Source organism: Micromonospora desertarenae, from assembly GCF_056150265.1.
The window spans coordinates 206,275-225,415 of the sequence record NZ_JAXCFQ010000010.1 but is presented as its reverse complement, the minus strand read 5'-3'; the positions used below and the strand labels follow the sequence as shown (position 1 = coordinate 225,415).

Sequence of the window (19,141 nt, the reverse complement as noted above, 5' to 3'; positions counted from 1 at the left end):
GTCAGGTTGACAGCTGGCTCAGTACCAACGGGGGATGTTCCGGGTTCCCGATTCCACGATCGTGACGGGGCGACCACCGGTCCCCGTAACCGCACCGGCTTGCGGCCACTGTGGACCGTTGCTGCGGCGCCGGCCGCTGGTCGCCGGAGGGAGCGTCCATGGCAGCGGAACAGGCGCGGGCGGGCCGGCAGGCGGGGGCCACGAACACCAGGCGGGAACGACGACCACACGTGGCCATCGCGGTGGTCAACCTGCCGGTGGAGAAGGACCGGCGGGTCATCCGGGAATGCCTCGCCCTGGAGGGCGCCGGCTACCGGGTCACCGTCATCTGCCCCCGGGGCGGGCAGCGGCTGCGTCACCTGCCGGGCAGCCGGGACACCGCGATCCGGTCCTTCCGGCAGCCGTTCGCCGGCGACGGGGTGCTCTCCTTCGCCGCGGAGTTCGCCTGGGCCTTCCTCTGGGTGGCCTGGCACCTCGCCGTGCTGGTCGTCCGGCACCGGGTGGTCGCCGCCCAGGTCTGCAACCCGCCGGACGTGTTCTGGCCACTGGCGCTCGCGATGCGGGCGACCGGCCGGGGCTGGATCTTCGACCACCACGACCTCAGCCCGGAGCTGTACGCCTGCAAGACCGGCGCGCCACGACCCGTCGTCACCCGCCTGCTCACCTGGTTCGAGCGGCTCTCCATGCGGTTCGCCAGCCAGGTGGTCGCCACCAACGAGTCGTACCGGCAGATCGCGCTCACCCGGGGCGGGTGCCCGCCCGGGCGGGTGACGGTCGTCCGCAACGGGCCGGCCGCCGGCGAGATCGCCGCCCCCACCGGCACCGACCCCGCCACCCGGCGGATCGTCTACGTCGGAGTCATCAACGAGCAGGACCACGTGGACCGGGCCGTCCTGGCGGCCGAGCGGCTCGCCGCCCGGCGTGGCCGCGACGGCTGGGAGATGGTCATCGCCGGCGACGGCGAGTGCCTGCCGGAGCTGCGGTCGATGGTCGACGAGCGGGGGCTCGGCGACCTGGTCCGGTTCACCGGCTGGCTCCAGGCTCCGGAGGTCGACGCCCTGCTGCGCGACGCCACGCTGGGCATCCAGCCGGACATCTTCAGCGACATGACGAACCTGTCCACCATGGCCAAGACGGTGGAGTACATGGCCCGGGGCCTGCCGGTGGTCGCGGTCGACCTGCTGGAGACCCGCCGCACCGCCGGCGACGCCGGGCGCTACGTCGCCACCGGCAGCGGCGACGAGTTCGCCGAGGCGCTCGACGAACTGCTCGACGACCCGAGCCGGCTGGCGCGGATGCGGGCGATCGCCCGGGAGCGGTTCACCTCGGTGCTGGCCTGGGAACACCAGGCCGCCGCCTACCTCGACGTCTGGCGCCGGGTGGTGCCGCTGCCGCTGGCCACGGCGGCCACCCAGCCGGCCGACCGGGCGGTGCCGGTCGCCTCGCCGCGCCACTCGTCGTGATCGGCGGGGCGAAGCGGGCCGGGCGGGACCGGCTCCGGCGGCTCGGCCGGGCGCGCGAACTGCGCCGGCGCACTCCCCCGCCGCTGCGGTACGACGCGAGCCACCGCGGACCGGGGCTCGTCTACTACCTCAGCCCCGACGACAACAAGCCCAGCGGCGGCATCCGCAACCTCTACCGGCACGTGGACCTGCTCAACGAGTCGGGGGTGCCGGCCGCCGTGCTGCACTCCGCGCCGGGCTTCCGGGCCGACTGGTTCGCCAACCGGACCCGGGTCGCCGCCGCCGGGGAGGTGACGCTCGGCCCGGACGATCTCCTGGTGGTGCCCGAGTACTTCGGTCCGGGGCTGCGCCGGTTGCCGGCGCCCGCCCGCAAGCTGGTCTTCAACCAGAACGCGTACCACACCTTCGCCGAGGTGCCGTTCGAGGGCACCGCGGCGGGCGCCCCGTACCGGACCTGTCCGGGCATCGAGGCGCTGCTCACCGTCTCCCGGGACAACGTCGCGCTGCTCCGCCACGCCTTCGCCGACCTCGACGTGCACCTGACCCGGGTGGTGGTCGACGAGCGGGTGTTCCACCCGCCGGCCCGCCCGGCCGGGCGGCGGATCGGCCACATGCCCCGCCGCCGCGCCGCCGAGCAGGAGCAGCTGCTGCACATCCTGCGCGCCCGCGGCGTCCTGGCCGGGTGGGAGCTCGTGCCGATCGACGGGCTGACCGAGGCGCGGACCGCCGAGGCGCTGCGCGGTTGCGCGGTCTTCCTCAGCTTCAGTGAGCGCGAGGGCTTCGGCCTCCCGCCGGCCGAGGCGATGGCGAGCGGCGCCTACGTCGTCGGCTTCACCGGCCTCGGTGGGCGGGACTTCTTCGACCCCCGGTACTGCGCGCCGGTCGCCGAGGGTGACCTGCTGGGCTACGCCGTCGCCGTCGAGCAGGCGCTGCGGCGCTACGAGGCGGAGCCGGCGGCCCTCGTCGCCGCCGGACGGGCGGCCGCCGAGCGGATCCACTCGGAGTACCACCCGGACGGGCTGCGCGCCGATCTCGCCGCCGTCTACCGGACCTACCGCCGCTCCGCGGTGCCCGCCTGAGCCCGCCGAACCGCACGAGGAGCGCACCGCACGTGGCCACCGCCCCGGCAACCGGATCCGGCGACGTCGTCGCCGTCGTCGTCGTCACCCACCACAGCGCCGCCGTCGTACCGGGCCTGCTGGACTCCCTCGGCCCCGGCCTCGCCGGCGTGCGCTGGCACCTGACGGTGGCCGACAACGCCTCGTCGGACGGCACCGTGGACACCGTCCGGCGGCTGATGCCCGCGGCGCGGATCGTGCAGACCGGCCGCAACGCCGGCTACGCGGCCGGCATCAACGCGGCGGTGACGGCGGCGGACCCGTTCACCGCGGTCCTCGTGCTCAACCCGGACGTCCGGCTCGCGCCGGGCTGCGGCCGGATCCTGCTCGACCTGCTGCACCGGGGCGACGACGGCATCGTGGTGCCGCTGGTGACCATGGCCGACGGCCAGCCCGAGCACACCCTGCGCCGCGAGCCCACCGTGCTGCGCGCGCTCGGTGACGCGGTCCTCGGCGCCGAACGGGCCGGCCGCTTCCGGCTGCTCGGCGAGGTGGTCACCGACCCCGCCAGCTACCGGCGGGAGTCGTCGTCGGACTGGGCCGTCGGCTCCGCCATGCTCGTCGGCGGCCGCTGCTGGGCGGCGTGCGCGCCGTGGGACGAATCCTTCTTCCTCTACTCCGAGGAGACGGACTTCGCCCTGCGGGCCCGCGACGCCGGCTTCACCACCCGGCTGGCCCCCGCCGCCCGGGCCACCCACATCGGCGGTGACTCGCGGGCGGCGCCGTGGCTGTGGCGGTTGCTGACGCTGAACAAGGTGCGCCTCTACCGGCGCCGGCACGGGCCGGCGGCCACCGCCGCGTACTGGGCGGCGATCCTGGTGCGGGAGCTCAGCCGGGCCGCGCTGGGCAGCCCGACCAGCCGGGCGGCGGCGGCCGCCCTGCTGCGCCCGGCGTCGCTGCGGGAGGTGCCCGGCCCGCCCGGCGACGAGCGGCGGGTCACGGCCGACACGCCGCCCTGAGGCACCGTCCGGCGGACGGGTCCGCGGCGGCCGCCCGGCGCGCGCGTTCTCGGGCGCCGTCCGGCGCGCCCCCTAACGCCAGCGCTTGACCAGCCCGACCGTGCTGGCGCGGGCCCGGCCGAGCAGCCCCTGCCCGAAGACGATGTCGCGCAGGCTCTGGGGGGTGTCCTCGGCCCGGACGCTGTAGCGCGGTTGCAACCACGCGCCGGCCCGGGCCGGACGCCGGTCGCTGGTGAACACCCGGGTGTAGCCGGCCGCCCTCAACCGGGACAGCACGGCCCGGTCGTACCGGCCGAGGGGGCAGGCGGCCTGGTCGACCGGATCGCCGGTGACCTCGGCGATCCGGTCCCGGGCGGTGTACAACTCCTCGGTCGCCTGCCGCGGGGTGAGACCGCGCCAGGGGCGGTGCCACATGCCGTGGCTGCCCACCGGCATGCCGTGCCGCCGCAGTTCCCGGACGCCGTCGGCGTCCACGCTGCCCGGGGCGCCCAGCCGCCCGGCGATGGGGAAGAAGGTGGCGCTCGCCTGCCGTTCGAGCAGCGCCGGCAGCCCCACCTCCAGGTCGGAGGCGTTGCCGTCGTCGAAGCTGAGCCGGGCCGCCGGCCACGAGACGACCTCGTCGAGGATCGCGTGGAACCGGTCGACGGTGACCCAGTAGCGGTCCTCCCCCGGCTCCAGCTCCCGGCGCGGCGTGCCGATCCCGTGGAACAGAATGTTGATCACGCGCTGGTCGGTCATGGCTCTCCTGGGCCGGGCGGACGGGGATCGGGAAGTCATTCAACCGGTGTCGGCGGCCGGGGGCAGTCGGCCGACCGTCCGCATTCGCGCCGCCGCCGGTCGTGCTCAGTACGCGCCGGAGCTGCGTAGGACGGCGCTCAGCGTGCGGACCAGGATGGCCAGGTCCATGGTCAACGACCAGTTCTCCACGTAGGACAGGTCCAGCCGGATGGACTCCTCCCACGACAGGTCGGACCGGCCGGACACCTGCCACAGCCCGGTCAGGCCGGGCTTGACCACCAGGCGCCGGCGCATGTCCGGCGGGTAGTTGGCCACCTCCCGGGGCAGCGGCGGCCGCGGCCCGACCAGCGACATGTCCCCGCGGAGCACGTTGACGAGCTGCGGCAGCTCGTCCAGCGACAGCCGGCGCAGCCAGCGCCCCACCGGGGTCACCCGCGGGTCGTCCCGCATCTTGAACAGCTCCCCGTCGGTGTCGTTGCGGTGCAGCAGGTCCGCCAGCCGCTCCTCGGCGTCCAGGTACATGGTCCGGAACTTGTAGATGACGAACAGCCGGCCGTTGCGGCCGACCCGCTCCTGGCGGAAGATCGCCGGACCACCGGCGCCCGGGCTCAGCCGGATCAGCAGCGCGATCGCGAGCAGCAGCGGGGCGGCGGACACCAGCAGCAGCAGCGCCGAGACGCGGTCGGTGACCGCCTTGACGAACCGCGGGCCGCCCTTGAGCCGGGGGTGCTCGACGTGCAGCATCGGCAGCCCGTCGACCGGACGGATGGTGGTGCGGTCCCCGGTCACGTCGACCAGACTGCTGGCCACGATGAGGGCGACCTCGTCGCGTTCCAGTTGCCAGCCGAGCCGGCGCAGCGCGGCCCCGGCCATCTCGGGGCAGGACAGCACCACGACGGTGTCCGCTCCGGTCCGCGTGACGGCGCTCGCCACGTCCGCGAACGTGCCGAGCACCGGCGGCAGCGGGCCGGCGACCGGCCGTGGCGGATCGGTCGCTCCGTACGGCAGGCAGGCGCCGACCACCCCCAGGCCGTGGTACCGCTCGCGGCGCAGCCTCCCGGCCAGCTCGGCGACCGCGACCTCGTGCCCGACCAGGATGACCCGGTGCAGCCGTTCACCGTGCGCCCACGAGCGGTGCAGGCGCTGCCGGACGAGGTACCGCATCGCGACGCCGGCCACGGTGGTCAACGGCATCGCCACCACCACGTAGCCGCGGGCGAGCCGGAAATCGAACGCGAGCGAAACGACGGCCAGCGCGGCAATCAGTGCCAGACCGGACCGGAACACCCGCGCGTACTCGTCATTCCCGACGAACAGATAACGCGTTTCGTACGCTCGGTTGAGGGTCAGGACGAGCATCCAGGCGAATGGCAGCGTAATGGTGAGCCACAGATGGCCGCGGTTGCCCGGCTCGGCCGTTTCCTGGCCGAACCGGAGGAGCATGGCCGCCCCCGCCGAAACCAGTCCCACCGCCAGGTCGACCAGGCACAGGGTGGCGACGTAACGGGACTGCCAGCCGCCGCGGCGCGGCCGGGCCGGACCGGCCGACGTCGGCACCCGGTGGCCCGCAACCGCGGCGGCGTCGACGGCCGGGGCAACCTCCACCGAGTTCACGCAGCCTCCATCGCTCGTCGACCAGCCGTCCGCCGGGCAGCTCTCGTCGGCTGTTGAATAGCAGCGGTACGCGCAATGAAGCGCAGCCAGAAATGGTCGGTCCAGGAAGCGCGGGTGGGTGACCGGCCAATCCGAGGATGGGTGATCTGGCCACCCCTTCGCCAGGACAGTTTCGCGTTTCCCGGCACAAAGTCCAGTTACCGACAACCGAAACCGTGCGGATCGTCGTGCGGGGCACCGACCCGGCTGGCGGCAATGGTCCGTCCAGGTGTCGGGGATCACCCGTCGGGGCGCGGCCCCGCCACACTTTCGGGCGGCCGGGAGAGGATGCCGGCACCGGCCGACGGACGTCGGGGCGAGTGCGCTCCGGTGACCCCCGGTCGGCCGGCCGCCGACCTGCGCCGGGACCAACGGCCCGGTGGACGGGACCACCGGCACTGACCTCGGCGCCGCGGGTCCCGGCAGACTGGAGCCGAACGAAGGAGGACGGCATGACCATCGAATCCGGTGCCCCCGTCGTGGTGGGTGTGGACGGTTCCGCCGCCGCCCTGGACGCGGTGCGGGTGGCCGCGCGGGAGGCGGAGTACCGGCAGCGACCGCTGCGGATCGTGCACGCGTTCATCTGGCCGCTGATGAACACCCCGCTGGGACCGGTGGCGGGTGGACCGGCCGACGGCGGGCTGCGCAACCAGGCGGAGCGCTACGTCGCCGAGGCGATGGCCGAGGCCGCCAAGGTCGCCCCGGAGGTACGGGTCAGCGGGGCCGTGGTCGACGGCTCGGCCACCCCGGTGCTGCTGGACGAGTCCCGCGACGCCGCCCTGGTGGTGCTCGGCCACCGTGGGCTCGGCGGTTTCGCCGGCCTGCTGATCGGGTCGGTCACCGTGCAGGTCTCCGCCCGGGCGCAGAGCCCGGTGCTGGTGGTCCGGGGCGAGCCCCGGGCCGACGGCCCGGTGGTGGTGGGCGTGGACGGTTCCGACGTGTCCACCGAGGCGGTCGGGTTCGCGTTCGAGGAGGCGTCCCGGCGCGGTGTGCCGCTGGTCGCGGTGCACGCCTGGCTCTACCCGACGCCGGTCGGCCCGGGCGAGATCCTGCCCCTGGTCTACGACGTCGAGGCGTTCGGCGACGAGGAGGAGCGCGTCCTCGCCGAGTCGTTGGCCGGCTGGTCCGAGCGTTACCCGGACGTGCCGGTGCGGCGCCGGCTGGTCCGGGGTTCCCCGGCCCGGGCGCTGGTCGAGGAGTCGAAGACCGCGCAGCTGGTGGTCGTCGGGGCGTACGGCCGGGGCGCCCTGACCGGGCTGCTGCTCGGCTCGGTCAGCCACGCGGTGCTGCACCACGCGCACTCGCCGGTGGCGATCGTGCGGCGCCGGCGTACCGCCGACGGTTCCTGACCCCCGCGCGCCGCGCCGGCCGGTCCCTCCGGCCGGCGCGGTGGCGCGCCCGGGGTGGGTCCGGGGAAACCCCGGTGGGCCGCGGGCCGCGCCCGGACAATGACCTGATCGACGACCTGGAGGGCAGATGAACCGACCCGTCGTGGTGGGAGTGGACGGATCCCCGGCGAGCCTGGTGGCGGCGGAGCACGCCGCACACGCGGCGGTGGGCCGGGGCCGGCCGCTGCACCTGGTGCACGGCTACCTGCACCCGCTCGGGTACGGCGTGCCGCTCAACCCGTACGACCTGGGCATCCCGGCGCCGACCGAGGCGGCGCAGAAGATGCTGGCGCAGGCCGCCGCCGACCTGGCCGAGCGCTGGCCGGGGCTGACCGTGGAGGTACGCCAGGTCGCCGGCGGGCCCGGGGCCACGCTGGTCGAGGAGTCCAAGCGGGCGGACCTGGTGGTGGTGGGCAGCCGCGGCCACGGGGGTTTCGCCGGACTGCTGCTCGGCTCGGTCGGCGGCCAGGTCGCCGCGCACGCGCACTGCCCGGTGCTGGTCGTCCGGCCGGCGGAGCAGCCGGTGCGGACGACCGGGCCGGTGCTGGTCGGGGTGGACGGTTCGGAGTCAGCGGAGCTGGCCGTCGGCTACGCCGCCGACGAGGCGGCGCGCCGGCGGACCGGGCTGGTGCTGGCGCACGTGGCCCCGGCGGAGGGGGACGCGCAGGGCGAGCCGGCTGGTCTGCTGGCCACCGCCGCCGCGTCGGTGCGCGGCAGCCACCCGGGGGTGGCGGTCGAGGAGCGCGTGCTGCGGGCGGCCGGGCCGGGGCCGGCGCTGGTCGACGCGAGCCGGGAGGCCGCCCTGGTGGTGGTCGGCTCGCGGGGTCGCGGCGGGTTCACCGGGATGCTGCTCGGGTCGGTCAGCCAGGCCCTGGTGCAGCACGCGCACTGCCCGGTGCTGGTCGCCCACCCCTACGGCCACGCCCGCTGACCGGCGGTCCCGGCCGGTGCGCCCCTGACCCGGCGGCGGGCCACGCCGTCCGGGACGGCGTGGCCCGCGGGGTCGGTGGGCGCCGGTCAGCCGTCGGCGCCGCGGAGCAGGTCCTCGAAACTGGTGGTGAGGGCGAACGGGTCGGCCGGGCCGGTGGACGCCGGCCGCCGGTGGATCTGTTCGGCCAGTTCGCCGGCGGCCCGGTCGATCCGGCGCCGCAGCGCCCCGTCGGCGGTGCCGCCGGACCAGTCCTCCGGCGCGGCGAAGACCGCCGTCGGCACCACCACTGCGTGCAGGTAGGCGAACAGCGGTCGCAGCGCGTGCTCCAGGGCGAGCGAGTGCCGGGCCGTGCCGCCGGTCGCGGCCACCAGCACCGGCCGGTCGGCCAGGGCCTCGGCGTCGACCAGGTCGAAGAACGACTTGAACAGCCCGTTGTACGACGCGTTGAAGATCGGCGTGACGGCGATGATCCCGTCGGCGCCGGTGACCGTGTCCAGCGCCGCCCGCAGCGACTCCGACGGGAAGCCGGTGAGCAGGTGGTTCACCACGTCGTGGGCGTGCTCGCGGAGCTCGATCGGGTGCACCTCGACCACCTCGCCCCGGGCGACCAGCCCGTCGCGGGTGGCCGCGGCGAGCTGGTCGGCGAGGAGCCGGGTGGACGACGGCTGGCTGAGGCCGGCCGAGACGACGGCGAGGGTGCGGCTCATCGGGCGGCCCCGGGCGCCTTGCCCGTCACGTCGTCGACGGCGTGCACGGTGCCGTCCTTGGCGCCGCCGGCCGCGGCGACCAGCGCGGCGTGCGTCGGCGCCTCGGGCACGTGCGCCGGGCGCAGCGAGTCGAACTCCTTGCGCAGCACCGGGACCACCTCCTCACCGAGGATGTCGAGCTGCTCCAGCACGGTCTTCAGCGGCAGGCCGGCGTGGTCGACCAGGAAGAGCTGCCGCTGGTAGTCCCCGACGTAGTCGCGGAAGCCCAGGGTCCGGTCGATGACCTGCTGCGGGCTGCCCACGGTGAGCGGGGTCTGCGCGGTGAACTCCTCCAGCGACGGGCCGTGCCCGTAGACCGGGGCGTTGTCGAAGTACGGCCGGAACTCGCGGACCGCGTCCTGGGAGTTGCGGCGCATGAACACCTGCCCGCCGAGCCCGACGATGGCCTGGTCGGCGGAGCCGTGGCCGTAGTGCTCGAAGCGCTGCCGGTAGAGCCCGACCATCCGCTGGGTGTGCTCCTTGGGCCAGAAGATGTGGTTGGCGAAGAACCCGTCCCCGTAGTACGCGGCCTGCTCGGCGATCTCCGGGCTGCGGATCGAGCCGTGCCAGACGAACGGCGGCACCCCGTCGAGCGGGCGCGGCGTGGCGGTGAACGACTGCAGCGGGGTGCGGAAGCGGCCCTTCCAGTCCACCACGTCCTCGCGCCAGAGCCGGCGCAGCAGGTCGTAGTTCTCGATCGCCAGCGGGATGCCGTTGCGGATGTCCTGCCCGAACCACGGGTAGACCGGGCCGGTGTTGCCCCGGCCCATCATCAGGTCCACCCGGCCGTCGGCCAGGTGCTGGAGCATCGCGTAGTCCTCGGCGATCTTCACCGGGTCGTTGGTGGTGATCAGGGTGGTGGCGGTGGAGAGCAGCAGGCGGGACGTCCGGGCCGCGATGTAGCCCAACATGGTGGTGGGCGACGAGGGCACGAACGGCGGGTTGTGGTGCTCGCCGGTGGCGAAGACGTCGAGCCCGACCTCCTCGGCCTTGAGCGCGATGGTCACCATCGCCTTGATCCGCTCATGCTCGGTCGGCTCGCGACCGTTGGTCGGGTCGACCGTGACGTCGCCGACGGTGAAGACTCCGAACTGCATGACCAGCTCCTCGCGTTGTCCGCCGGGGCCGGCGTGGCGCCCGGACGCACCCCACAACATATTTGACGAGTCAACTATTCCGCCGGCGGCACGGCCGGCGGTGGCGCCCGTCACGCCGAGCACCGCGTGCATCCGGCGGAACGCCTCGGGGTCCGGCCCGACCCGGGACGCCGCCTGCCACTCGTCGGCGCGCGCCTGGAGCCGCTGCCGTAGCGGCTCGTCGGCCGGCACGCGGTGGCCGGCCGCCCGCCCGTCGAGGAGTTCCAGGGCCGCCCGCACGGCGGCGTCCTGGTGGACACCGGCGTCCTCGGCGACCCGGTGGGCCAGGAACCGCGTGATGGCCGGCAGCTTCGCCACGGTCGGTTCGGCGATCACCGAGCGGACGAACGGGTCGGCCAGCGCCGGGGGTCCTCGACCCCCTCCGGCACCAGGTCCTCGGGCACCGCGGTGAGGAAGGCCCGGCGGAACTCGCCGGCCGACCGCCCCGGCCGGGCGGGCGCACCCGCGCCGAAGAGCCGGGGCGTACCTGACGGAAGATGTCAGCCTTGCCGGGCAGGATGCTCGCATGAGCGGACACGCCGAGGGCGGCTTCACCCTGGACAGCTGGGACGAGGAACCGTACGACGAGGCCGGGGGAACCACGCTCGCCGCGGCCCAGATCACCAAGTCGTTCACCGGCGACCTGGTCGGCACGAGCGTGACCCGGATCCTGATGTGCCGCCCGCCGGTCGAGTCCTCCGCCGCGTACGTGGGGTTCGAACGGTTCACCGGCACCCTGGCCGGGCGCCGGGGCAGCTTCGTGCTGCACCACACCGCCGGCAGCGACACCGAGACCGGGGCGGGGCTGTCCTGGACGGTGGTGCCCGACTCGGCCACCGAGGAGCTGCGCGGGTTGCGCGGCGGCGGGCAGATCGTGGTCGGGCCGGACGGCGGGCACACCTACCGGCTGGACTACCGGTTCGGCTGACCCCGGCGGCGCCGCCCCGGCGACCAGCGCCGGGGCGCGCCCGGCGGGGTCAGCCGCCGGCGACCGAGGGCAGCACCTGCACCTCGGCGGTCTCGGGCACCGGCGCGTCCAGCCCGCCGAGGTGCCGGCAGTCCTCCCCGTCGACGTAGACGTTGACGTAGCGGCGCAGCTCGCCCCGCTCGTCGCGGATCCGCCGGGCCAGCCGCGGCCAGGAGCCGGCCAGGTCGTCGAGGACGGCCCGCAGGGTGCCCGAGGCCGCGACGGTCAGCCGGCTCGCGCCCCCGGCCTCGCCACGCAGCGGGCCGGGGACCAGCACGGTCACCACGTCACACCGCCGCGGCCCGGACGCAGAGCACGTCGGGCAGGTGCGCGACCACCCGGGACCAGGAGTCGCCCTCGTCGCGGCTGGCGTAGACCTCGCCGGAGCGGGTGCCGAAGTAGACGCCGCCCGGGGTGGCGTCGTCGGCGCACATCGCGTCGCGCAGCACCGCCGGATAGAACGGGCCCTCCGGCAACCCGGCGCTCGCCGGCTGCCAACTGGCGCCCGCGTCGGACGAGCGGAAGACCCGGCACCGCCGGTCGACCGGGAAGCGCTCGCTGTCGGCGGTGAGCGGAAAGGTGAAGACCGAGTCGGGGCGGCCGGGCAGGCTGACGATCGGGAAGCCGAAGTCGCTGGGCAGGCCGTCGGCGATCGACGACCAGGTGCGCCCGTCGTCGTCGGAGCGGTAGACGCCGTGGTGGTTCTGCGCGTAGAGCCGCTCGGGGCTGCCGGCGTCGCGGGCGACCTTGTGCACGCACTGGCCGAACTCGGGCCACTCGTCGGGCAGGAAGTAGGCCCGGATGCCGGTGTTGCCCGGCGCCCAGTTGGCGCCACCGTCGGTCGAGCGGTAGACGCCGCCGGTCGACATCGCCACCAGCAGCCGGTCGGCGTCGGCGGGGTGCGGCAGCACGGTGTGCACCGCCTGGCCGCCGAAGCCCGCGCCCCACTGCTCCCGGTGCGGGTGGTCCCAGAGCGCGCGGACCAGTTGGTAGGTGATCCCGCCGTCGTCGGAGCGGAACAGCGCGGACGGCTCGGTGCCGGCCCAGACCACGTCGGGCTGGTCGGCGCCGGCCGGGACGAGCTGCCAGACCCGCCCCAGGGTGGCGCCGGTGTCGGCCGGGAAGGCCACCGGGGCCTCCTCCGGCTCGTGCCAGGAGGCGCCGAGGTCGTCGCTGGTGGCGACGCTCGGGCCGAAGTGCGAGCTGGTGGTGCCGGCCAGCAGCCGGGGCGTGGCCCGCCGGGTGTCGATGGCGACCGCGTAGACCCCGGTCATCGGGAAGTGCGGGCCGCTCACCTCCCAGCTGCGCCGCCCATCCGTGCTGGTGGCGAGGAAGAGCCCCTTCGCCGTTCCGATCGCGAGCAGTGTGGCCATCGCCCCTGTCCTCCGTCTCCTCGGCGAGCGCGTGCGGCGTGATTATGACCACACCCACCGACAGAATCGCCAGAGCGCGCCGGCGACGAGGGCCCCGCGGGTCAGCGGCGGGTGCGCGGCACGTGCCGGCGGTAGGCGCTCACCGTCGGGTCGCCGGCGATCCAGAACCGCCAGGGCAGGTCGTGCGCGCCGGTGACGCCGACCCGCGGCCCGGCGGCCACCGCGTCGGCCGGCACCGGGGCGCCGGCCGGGCGCAGCCGGACCGGCCCGTCACCGAGCAGGTGGGTGCCGTAGGCCGAGCGGTCGATGCCGAGCGCCGCGCAGAGCCGGGCCGGCCCGCGGGCCAGGTCGACGTCGCGGCGTACCGCGGGGCGCCGGGCCCGGGCCACGTCCAGCCCGTCGACCACCTCCCCGGCGCGCAGCAGCACCGCCGCCGCCTCTCCGGCCGGCCCGGTCACCACGTTCATGCACCAGTGCATGCCGTAGGTCTGTCCGTGAGCATGTAGGATAGCACGATGGGCAAGAGAGCGGTCGTGTACTGCCGGATCTCGCTGGACGCTACCGGCGAGGGTCTCGGCGTAGCCCGGCAGGAACAGGCGTGCCGGGAGTTGTGCGAGCAGCGAGGCTGGCAAGTCACACAGGTCATCCTGGACAACTCGGTGTCGGCATCCACCCGCAAGGCTCGCCCCGGCTGGCGACAGGTACTTGACCTGATCACCTCGGGCGCCGTTGACGTTGTCGTCGCCTGGCAGGTCGACCGGATGTACCGGAACCTGCGAGACCTTGAGGACCTGGTCGACCTCACCGAGCGGACCGGGGTGACCCTGGCGACCGTCTCGGGTGAGCTTGACCTGTCGACCCCCAACGGTCGGTTCCTCGCTCGCATCCTCGGCAGCGCAGCCCGGCAGGAAGTGGAGATCAAGTCGGCCCGACAGAAGGCAGCACAGCACCAGCGGGTGCAGTCGGGTCGACCCTGGTGGACCGCTCGACCGTTCGGGTTCGAGCGCAACGGAGACCACCGGCAGGGGGAGGCTGACGCGCTGCGGCAGGCGTACGCCGATGTCTTAACCGGGCAGTCTGTCTACTCCATCGCCGACCGGTGGAACGCTGCCGGCATCCTCACACCCAAGGGCAACCGCTGGCGTTCGTCGAACCTGCGGCATGTCCTGATGTGCGAACGGAACGGTGGCATCCTCACGTACAACGGCGCAGAGGTAGGCACTTCTGCCGGGTGGGAACCGATCGTTCCGGAGGATGTGTACCGGGCGACCGTTCGCCTGCTCACCGACCCTCTCCGCAACACGGGCGGGGGTGGCAAGCGCAAGGGGCTGCTGGTTGGCGTGGCGACCTGCTCCAGGTGCGGCGGGAAGGCGTCACAGGGCTGGTCGAAGCAGAACCAAGCAGGCGAGCGGTACCGGATCTACACCTGCCGTGAGGGTCGGTGCGTCACGATCCCTGCCGACTGGCTCGACTCCTATGTGTTGCGGATGCTGATCAACCAGGCGGACCAGTGGGACACTCAGCCCGTCGACCACGAAGCCGAGCAGGAGTCGACGCAACTGCGCGTAGAAGAGTCCGCCCTACTCGCCCGGAAGGCGTCGCTGGCTGAGATGTTCGTCGCCGGGACCGTCGACCAGGCGGCGCTCGCCGCCGGTACCGCTGCGGCAGACAGCCGGCTTGCCGAGATCCGGAATCGCCTCGCCGAGATCGCGACAGCCAGAGTCGCTGTCGACCTGGCGGACACCGAGGCGGTGTGGGATGCCATCGACCGGATGGAGACCGAGCGGGTGCGCTCGATCATCGAGACCGCGTGCGAATCGATCCAGCTGATGCCTCGCCAGCGAGGTGCTCGGCTACCTCGGGGTGAAGATGTTCAGATCACCTGGCGGACCCCTGCGGTGGAGACTCAGGAGGGTGCACCCGTTGTCGCCTAACCTGCTCGCCATCCTGTCGCAGCCTGCTCCCCTGGTTGCCCCGGCGCTGATCGGCTGGACGCTCACCCATCACTCACCTGACGGGCCGGTCACCATCGAGCTGACCGAGGTTGAGGCGTACGCGGGCGAGGTTGATCCCGCCTCGCATGCCTGGCGTGGCGAGACCGCCCGCAACGCGGTGATGTTCGGTCCGGCTGGTCGGCTCTACGTCTACCTGTCTCACGGCCTTCACTGGTGCGCCAACGTGGTGACAGGCCCGGAGGGTGAGGCGTCGGCTGTCCTGCTGCGTGCCGGCAGAGTGGTCGAGGGCGTTGACCTGGCACAGGGCCGGCGAGGCGAGCGGGTAGCTGAACGCTCCCTCGCTCGCGGCCCCGGCTGTGTCGGTCAAGCTCTGGCGCTGACGCGCGAGCACAACGGCAGCAACCTGCTCGACGGCGGTCCGCTCACCCTCGGCCCACCTACCGACCCGGTCGGACCTGTCGCCTCCGGGCCGAGGGTTGGCGTTAGTCGAGCGCATGACTGGCCGTGGCGTCACTGGCTGGTCGGTGATCCGACGGTGTCTGCATACCGCCGTGGCCGGCTGGCCGGCTCCCGGTAGCGAGGGCCGGCAAGACATAGAGCGCGGGCGGCTGTAGGCAGCTTCGGCGGTCAGGCTTCCCGCTGCCTACGTCGGGCGGTTGCAAGCTGGGTCCGTACGGTGTTCTTGGGAACCTTCAGCCCTTCTGCCAAGTAATTGATCGGGTCACTCACGCCTGCCTCCTCAAGGCGCTCGAACATTGCGAGCAGTCCCCGGTAGTACAGGTCGGGACCGTGGCGTGGTGAATCCGGCATGGCGTCGATGGCCTCAGCCATGGCGCGGGCGCTGATGCCGGACAGGCTGCGCGCTTCCTGCTTGCCGCGCACCTCATCCTGCAACTCGATCAAGTGTCGCTCGATCCGACGCATGATTCCGGAGGTCATGCCCCGCTTGCGCGTCTTCGGGTCCGCGTCAGTGTTGAGCTTGAGTAGCACCTCACTCGGCCCTAGGGACGTCGGCTGCCCCTCATCCAGGTTCCACCGGGCTGTGATCGTCCAGCCTGCCTCTGCTCGGGTCCGCTCGATCACCTGCTTGCTGGTCATGGATGGATCGTCGCAGCACAGGAGCATGTACGTCAAGTCTGGGTCTGACAGTCCGGGCTTGACAGGCTGAGACTGCTTGCGGTTAGTTAAGGACATGCCGCCAGGAGGCGGCCCCACCAACCGCAGAGGAGGGAGCACGGCATGTGCCCCAGCCTCGTCAAGCAGTCGAAGGAGGGGTCACAGCGCGATACGCGATCACGACACCAGCGAGGCCTTCGCGCGGGTTGGCCGCTCTTGAGTAGAAGCATCAACTTCGGGGGCCGCCCGTGGGGCGCGGTCTCTCAGGTCGAGTACCAGCGGATGGCGAAGGACCAACGGCACTCCCTGGCTTATCGGCTGCACTTCGCAGCCCTGGGCTGGGCCAACCGGATCGGACACGCCGAGTTCGCTGAGGGCAGGCTGGCGGAGATCCTCGCCAAGGATGGCAAGCATCCGACGCGGCAGAGCGTCTCCAACGCGATCGAGAGAGCCAGGGGGTTAGGGCTGTTAGCCCCTTCCTCGCGTGTTCGCTGCCTGGTCTTGTCCGGGCATCACTTCCAGAGGGCGGGGCTCGGGACCAGCACTTGCAAGACGCATGGGGCGCCCGCTCGTCGAGCGACTTGAGTTCACGTTAGGGGTGTACCCGATACACGTCTCACGTGTACAGGAACCCTACCTGACCAGCGAGAACACAGAATCCCTCTCTATCTAATTAGGGAGCCAACCGGCGAGGTGAAGAACCTCCCGATCAGGCTCCAGGTTCGTGCTGACCTGGTCCGCCTCAGCGGGCTACCTGGCACCGGCGAAGAGAAGAGGGCCCCGGAGGGGCCCATCCAACCCTGCCCATCAACAACAAGCAGTAGAGGCCGGCCCGGAGGTCCGGCTAACCCGTCATGCCCAAGGAAGGAACAGACCTCACCCGTGTACGTCACTCCTGCCGGTGCTCGCGCTGGCGAACACAGCGAAGAGATCCTGCCGGTGCTCCTGGCTGAAGTCCTGCGCGTCGGCTACGTCGACACTGCTGGCGTCGCCGTCGCTACGCCGAAGCAACGATCCGTCCGCCGGCGGAACGTCCGGCCATCTGCGTCCGTAGCGCCGAGCGCGTGTGGGTCCGGTCGGGTCGGCTGGTCGGGAAGCTCCTGGTCATCACCTTCCGAGACGACGAACCGCTGACGCTCTCGCCGTGGTACCTGGTCGACAAGCGGACCGGCAGGGTGCTGCCCCAGCTCATGGATGCCCTGCCGGGCACCGAGCTGAAGCTGCGTGCCGTCGCCCCGGTTCTCCCTCGGCTGTCTGATGACGGGCTCGCCACCGTCGTGCACCGCTGGTCTGTCTCCGCCTCTCTGGCCTGACAACCAGCCCTCGCCTTCCCTGCTACCCCGCTCCGCGGTCTACCGCCGGCAGCGGCGCGTACAGGGCGATCAAGAGGCAGCGACACCGGGTCGCTGCCTCCGTTCCATCCCTCACCAGGAAGAAGGTTCAACCCACCGTGGCTAGCGCCAAGAAGAACAACACCCCCGATCCCGTCGACACCCTCGCCCAGGCTCGGGCTCAGCTCGCCGACGCTCACTCCCTGCTCGCGAAGCGGGAAGACGAACTCGCCCAGGTCGAGGATGCCGGGATCGCCCTCAAGCAGCGGCTTCAGCAGGGCGACGACGGCGTCACCGCTCTCGAACTGGCTACCGCTGATCTCGCCGTCGAGCGGGCGAACCTCCTGATCGGTGCCGCCCGTAAGGCCCGTCAGGCTGCCGAGCGGGCGGCCGATCTCGCGGAGGCGCAGGCTCACCCGACGCTGGCGCAGTGGCTTCACGGGATCGTCAAGGAGAACGTCTTCGAGTTCGGCCTGTTCGGCTTCCCGATCTCCGTCGTGTCGCAGCCTCCGGCGGAGCCGTCTGTGCCGGCCGTGTACCTGTTCCAGAGCGAAGCGACGCAAGCGGACCTCTCGACGGGCATCCTCGCCGGCAACGTTCACATGTCCGTCGTGGTGCCGGAGGGCGCTCCCTTCGACGGCAGCATGGCGCGCAACGCGCTCGCCCGGCTGATCGATCAGAAGGGCATCGCCCGCGTAGAGGCGAACCTCAGCCAGCACAACAGCGGTTGCCAGCTTCGGATCAAGCTGAGCGACGTCAAGCCGGAGGTCCCCGTCATCTCGCCGGAGAAGCCGAGTAACGACAAGATCGCCGAGGTGGCCTTCAACGTCTCCAGGGCGATGGTGATCGCCGGTGGCCAGCGCACGGTTCGTGACCGGTGGGTCGGCAACATGATGACCGGGATGAACGCGGGCGAAGGGGCGACCGTCAACAACGTCCACGTCTACGTTCCGTCGCATGACCTGGTCAGCCAGACTCGTGACGGCGACCTGCTCCGGCGTACCGTCCAGGCCGACTTCGAGGTGAGCGGCTACTACGGTCCTGAAGTGCTCGCGGACCGGACCAGGGAGGCGGTCGCCGAGCAGAAGGGTGTCTTCGTCTCCGGTGTCGGCCGAGTAGAGAGCGCGAAGGTCACTGGCGTCGAGCTGGTCCCGGGGGACAAGGCCAGGCGGATCAAGGAAGTCGCGAAGGCCAAGGCGACGTTCGTCCTGATCAGCAGGGCTGCCGCCTAGCTACAGCGCAAGGGGCAGGGTCTCTCGCGGGCCCTGCCCCTTGCTGTATCCGTCGGGCGGAAGCGCTGATTAGGCGCCGTCTCAGGCACGTTGCGGCGAGCATATCCGCAGGTCAGGGCCGGTCTCTGGCCTTCAGATCGACCTTGGAACTGTGGCAGGATCTTGGCTGCTAAGACTGGGCGGTGCTGAGGGAAGCCCCACGGGGGTCGTACCCCCAGGGGTGCGCAGTTCGAGGTTGACTCCGATGATCCGAGCTACCAATCCCATCGCTAACCGACTTCCGTGCGCCCCAGTCGAACCTTCCCGAGGGCGTTGTGCCGGCCGACCGCGGCCCGAGCGGCTGATCCGGTCACTGCCACAGCTCCCTGCACCAGGGCGACTGCTAACTCCTCGGGAAGGCCGGCATGCCTGAGTCGCACTACGGTCCCCTGAAGGTTGTCGATCGCGCTTCTTGCTGTCGTCACGTGCGCGTCCTGAAGTTTCTGATGAAGCTCAACGATGCGCGCACTGTCCTCACTTCTCGCGGCCACGTTCTTGACTAGCTCGTCTCGCAGTTCTGCGCTCTCCTGCTGAGCCTTCACAAGAGCTTCTTGAGCGCGTGTCAGCTCTGCTTCCAGCCTGGTCATCAGGGTCCCAGCGATCTGGACCGACTTGTCAGCGATGTTGATCTGTCTCTCGCGCCGTTGCAGAAGGTGGGTGACCCACACCTGTAACAGGGCACCGAGCCCTAACGCCCCGGCGATGGCAACACCCAAGGTGATCTTCTCGGCGATAGTCACTCTGCCCGCCCTGGTATCGACGTCGTCCTTAGTCGGGCACGGTATCAATCTGCGCCCCATCAGGCTGGGCTTGACTCATGCCGCCACCGCTGCGGCGCTCGACCTTGATGCCGAGGATCGCGTTGGCCTCTGCCCACCGCTCCCAGGTCAGCGGAGGGGCCTTCGCGAGTTGGCGCTGAATCCACTCCTCGCGTGCCGCCTCCTCGGCCGCGGCACGCTCCTCACGACGACTTCTCTTGGTAGTGCTCATCGGCCT

At 72.3% G+C, this 19,141-nt stretch carries 19 protein-coding genes and 1 pseudogene; 10 read left to right on the top strand and 10 right to left on the bottom strand.

All coding sequences use genetic code 11. The annotated features are described in order from the left end of the window. Positions 1 to 158 precede the first annotated feature (158 nt). Genes SM577_RS21600 through SM577_RS21590 form a run of 3 tightly spaced genes read left to right on the top strand, consistent with a single transcriptional unit; the run spans position 159 to position 3,540 of the window. Positions 159 to 1,463: a glycosyltransferase family 4 protein gene (locus SM577_RS21600; RefSeq protein WP_302921212.1), complete on the top strand. Its 1,305-nt coding sequence runs from the start codon at positions 159 to 161 to the stop codon at positions 1,461 to 1,463. After that, positions 1,460 to 2,542 carry a glycosyltransferase family protein gene (locus tag SM577_RS21595; protein ID WP_474587822.1) on the top strand — a complete coding sequence of 361 codons (1,083 nt, stop codon included), beginning with the start codon at positions 1,460 to 1,462 and terminating at the stop codon, positions 2,540 to 2,542. The genes SM577_RS21600 and SM577_RS21595 overlap by 4 nt, the downstream gene beginning before the upstream one ends. Before the next feature lie 32 nt (positions 2,543 to 2,574). Beyond that, on the top strand, positions 2,575 to 3,540 hold the full coding sequence (locus SM577_RS21590; protein ID WP_474582016.1) for a glycosyltransferase: 966 nt from the start codon (positions 2,575 to 2,577) through the stop codon (positions 3,538 to 3,540). A 72-nt stretch (positions 3,541 to 3,612) separates the two neighbouring features. Here SM577_RS21590 and SM577_RS21585 read toward each other — a convergent pair whose 3' ends face one another. Next, positions 3,613 to 4,278, bottom strand: a complete 666-nt coding sequence (locus SM577_RS21585) for a polysaccharide deacetylase family protein (protein ID WP_302921207.1) — start codon at positions 4,276 to 4,278, stop codon at positions 3,613 to 3,615. Between the two features lie 105 nt (positions 4,279 to 4,383). Then, positions 4,384 to 5,892, bottom strand: coding sequence for a sugar transferase (locus SM577_RS21580; RefSeq protein WP_474582015.1), 1,509 nt, complete (start codon positions 5,890 to 5,892; stop codon positions 4,384 to 4,386). 491 nt (positions 5,893 to 6,383) lie between these two features. Between SM577_RS21580 and SM577_RS21575 the strand changes: the two genes are divergently transcribed. Together SM577_RS21575 and SM577_RS21570 are read left to right on the top strand one after the other, a co-directional pair. Continuing rightward, the gene (locus tag SM577_RS21575; RefSeq protein WP_474587821.1) at positions 6,384 to 7,280 is read left to right on the top strand and encodes a universal stress protein; all 897 of its coding nucleotides are present in this window, start codon (positions 6,384 to 6,386) and stop codon (positions 7,278 to 7,280) included. A gap of 127 nt (positions 7,281 to 7,407) precedes the next feature. After that, a complete protein-coding gene (locus tag SM577_RS21570) occupies positions 7,408 to 8,250 on the top strand; it encodes a universal stress protein (RefSeq protein WP_474587820.1) in 843 nt (280 codons plus the stop codon). A gap of 86 nt (positions 8,251 to 8,336) precedes the next feature. Here the strand turns inward: SM577_RS21570 and SM577_RS21565 are convergent, their stop codons facing one another. Together SM577_RS21565 and SM577_RS21560 are read right to left on the bottom strand one after the other, a co-directional pair. After that, positions 8,337 to 8,957, bottom strand: a complete 621-nt coding sequence (locus tag SM577_RS21565) for an FMN reductase (protein WP_474582012.1) — start codon at positions 8,955 to 8,957, stop codon at positions 8,337 to 8,339. Next, on the bottom strand, positions 8,954 to 10,093 hold the full coding sequence (locus SM577_RS21560) for an LLM class flavin-dependent oxidoreductase (protein WP_302921465.1): 1,140 nt from the start codon (positions 10,091 to 10,093) through the stop codon (positions 8,954 to 8,956). The genes SM577_RS21565 and SM577_RS21560 overlap by 4 nt, the downstream gene beginning before the upstream one ends. Before the next feature lie 565 nt (positions 10,094 to 10,658). Here SM577_RS21560 and SM577_RS21555 point away from each other — a divergent pair. Further along, a complete protein-coding gene (locus SM577_RS21555; RefSeq protein WP_474587819.1) occupies positions 10,659 to 11,060 on the top strand; it encodes a DUF3224 domain-containing protein in 402 nt (133 codons plus the stop codon). A gap of 49 nt (positions 11,061 to 11,109) precedes the next feature. Here SM577_RS21555 and SM577_RS21550 read toward each other — a convergent pair whose 3' ends face one another. From SM577_RS21550 to SM577_RS21540, 3 genes and pseudogenes are all read right to left on the bottom strand, one after another. Beyond that, positions 11,110 to 11,382 (bottom strand): MoaD/ThiS family protein, encoded by a 273-nt coding sequence (locus tag SM577_RS21550; RefSeq protein ID WP_474582010.1) that lies wholly within the window; start codon positions 11,380 to 11,382, stop codon positions 11,110 to 11,112. A gap of 4 nt (positions 11,383 to 11,386) precedes the next feature. Then, positions 11,387 to 12,472 (bottom strand): WD40/YVTN/BNR-like repeat-containing protein, encoded by a 1,086-nt coding sequence (locus SM577_RS21545; protein ID WP_302921201.1) that lies wholly within the window; start codon positions 12,470 to 12,472, stop codon positions 11,387 to 11,389. A gap of 101 nt (positions 12,473 to 12,573) precedes the next feature. Continuing rightward, a pseudogene (locus SM577_RS21540) lies at positions 12,574 to 12,960 on the bottom strand (DNA-3-methyladenine glycosylase); the annotation flags it as partial. Positions 12,961 to 12,987: 27 nt separating this feature from the next. Between SM577_RS21540 and SM577_RS21535 the strand changes: the two are divergent. Both SM577_RS21535 and SM577_RS21530 read left to right on the top strand, forming a co-directional pair. Continuing rightward, complete coding sequence (locus SM577_RS21535; protein ID WP_474587818.1) at positions 12,988 to 14,406, top strand: recombinase family protein; 1,419 nt, start codon at positions 12,988 to 12,990, stop codon at positions 14,404 to 14,406. Then, on the top strand, positions 14,396 to 15,004 hold the full coding sequence (locus tag SM577_RS21530) for a DNA-3-methyladenine glycosylase (protein WP_474587817.1): 609 nt from the start codon (positions 14,396 to 14,398) through the stop codon (positions 15,002 to 15,004). The genes SM577_RS21535 and SM577_RS21530 overlap by 11 nt, the downstream gene beginning before the upstream one ends. 50 nt (positions 15,005 to 15,054) lie before the next feature. On the opposite strand, the gene SM577_RS21525 is transcribed toward SM577_RS21530, so the two are convergent. Further along, positions 15,055 to 15,525: a hypothetical protein gene (locus SM577_RS21525; protein WP_474587816.1), complete on the bottom strand. Its 471-nt coding sequence runs from the start codon at positions 15,523 to 15,525 to the stop codon at positions 15,055 to 15,057. A gap of 1,082 nt (positions 15,526 to 16,607) precedes the next feature. On the opposite strand from SM577_RS21525, the gene SM577_RS21520 reads away from it, so the two are divergent. Together SM577_RS21520 and SM577_RS21515 are read left to right on the top strand one after the other, a co-directional pair. Then, positions 16,608 to 16,856: a hypothetical protein gene (locus SM577_RS21520; protein WP_474587815.1), complete on the top strand. Its 249-nt coding sequence runs from the start codon at positions 16,608 to 16,610 to the stop codon at positions 16,854 to 16,856. A 137-nt stretch (positions 16,857 to 16,993) separates the two neighbouring features. Then, positions 16,994 to 18,106 carry a hypothetical protein gene (locus SM577_RS21515; protein WP_474587814.1) on the top strand — a complete coding sequence of 371 codons (1,113 nt, stop codon included), beginning with the start codon at positions 16,994 to 16,996 and terminating at the stop codon, positions 18,104 to 18,106. A gap of 269 nt (positions 18,107 to 18,375) precedes the next feature. Here SM577_RS21515 and SM577_RS21510 read toward each other — a convergent pair whose 3' ends face one another. Together SM577_RS21510 and SM577_RS21505 are read right to left on the bottom strand one after the other, a co-directional pair. After that, the gene (locus tag SM577_RS21510; protein WP_474587813.1) at positions 18,376 to 18,885 is read right to left on the bottom strand and encodes a hypothetical protein; all 510 of its coding nucleotides are present in this window, start codon (positions 18,883 to 18,885) and stop codon (positions 18,376 to 18,378) included. A gap of 28 nt (positions 18,886 to 18,913) precedes the next feature. Next, a complete protein-coding gene (locus SM577_RS21505; RefSeq protein ID WP_474587812.1) occupies positions 18,914 to 19,135 on the bottom strand; it encodes a hypothetical protein in 222 nt (73 codons plus the stop codon). Between the last annotated feature and the right edge of the window lie 6 nt (positions 19,136 to 19,141).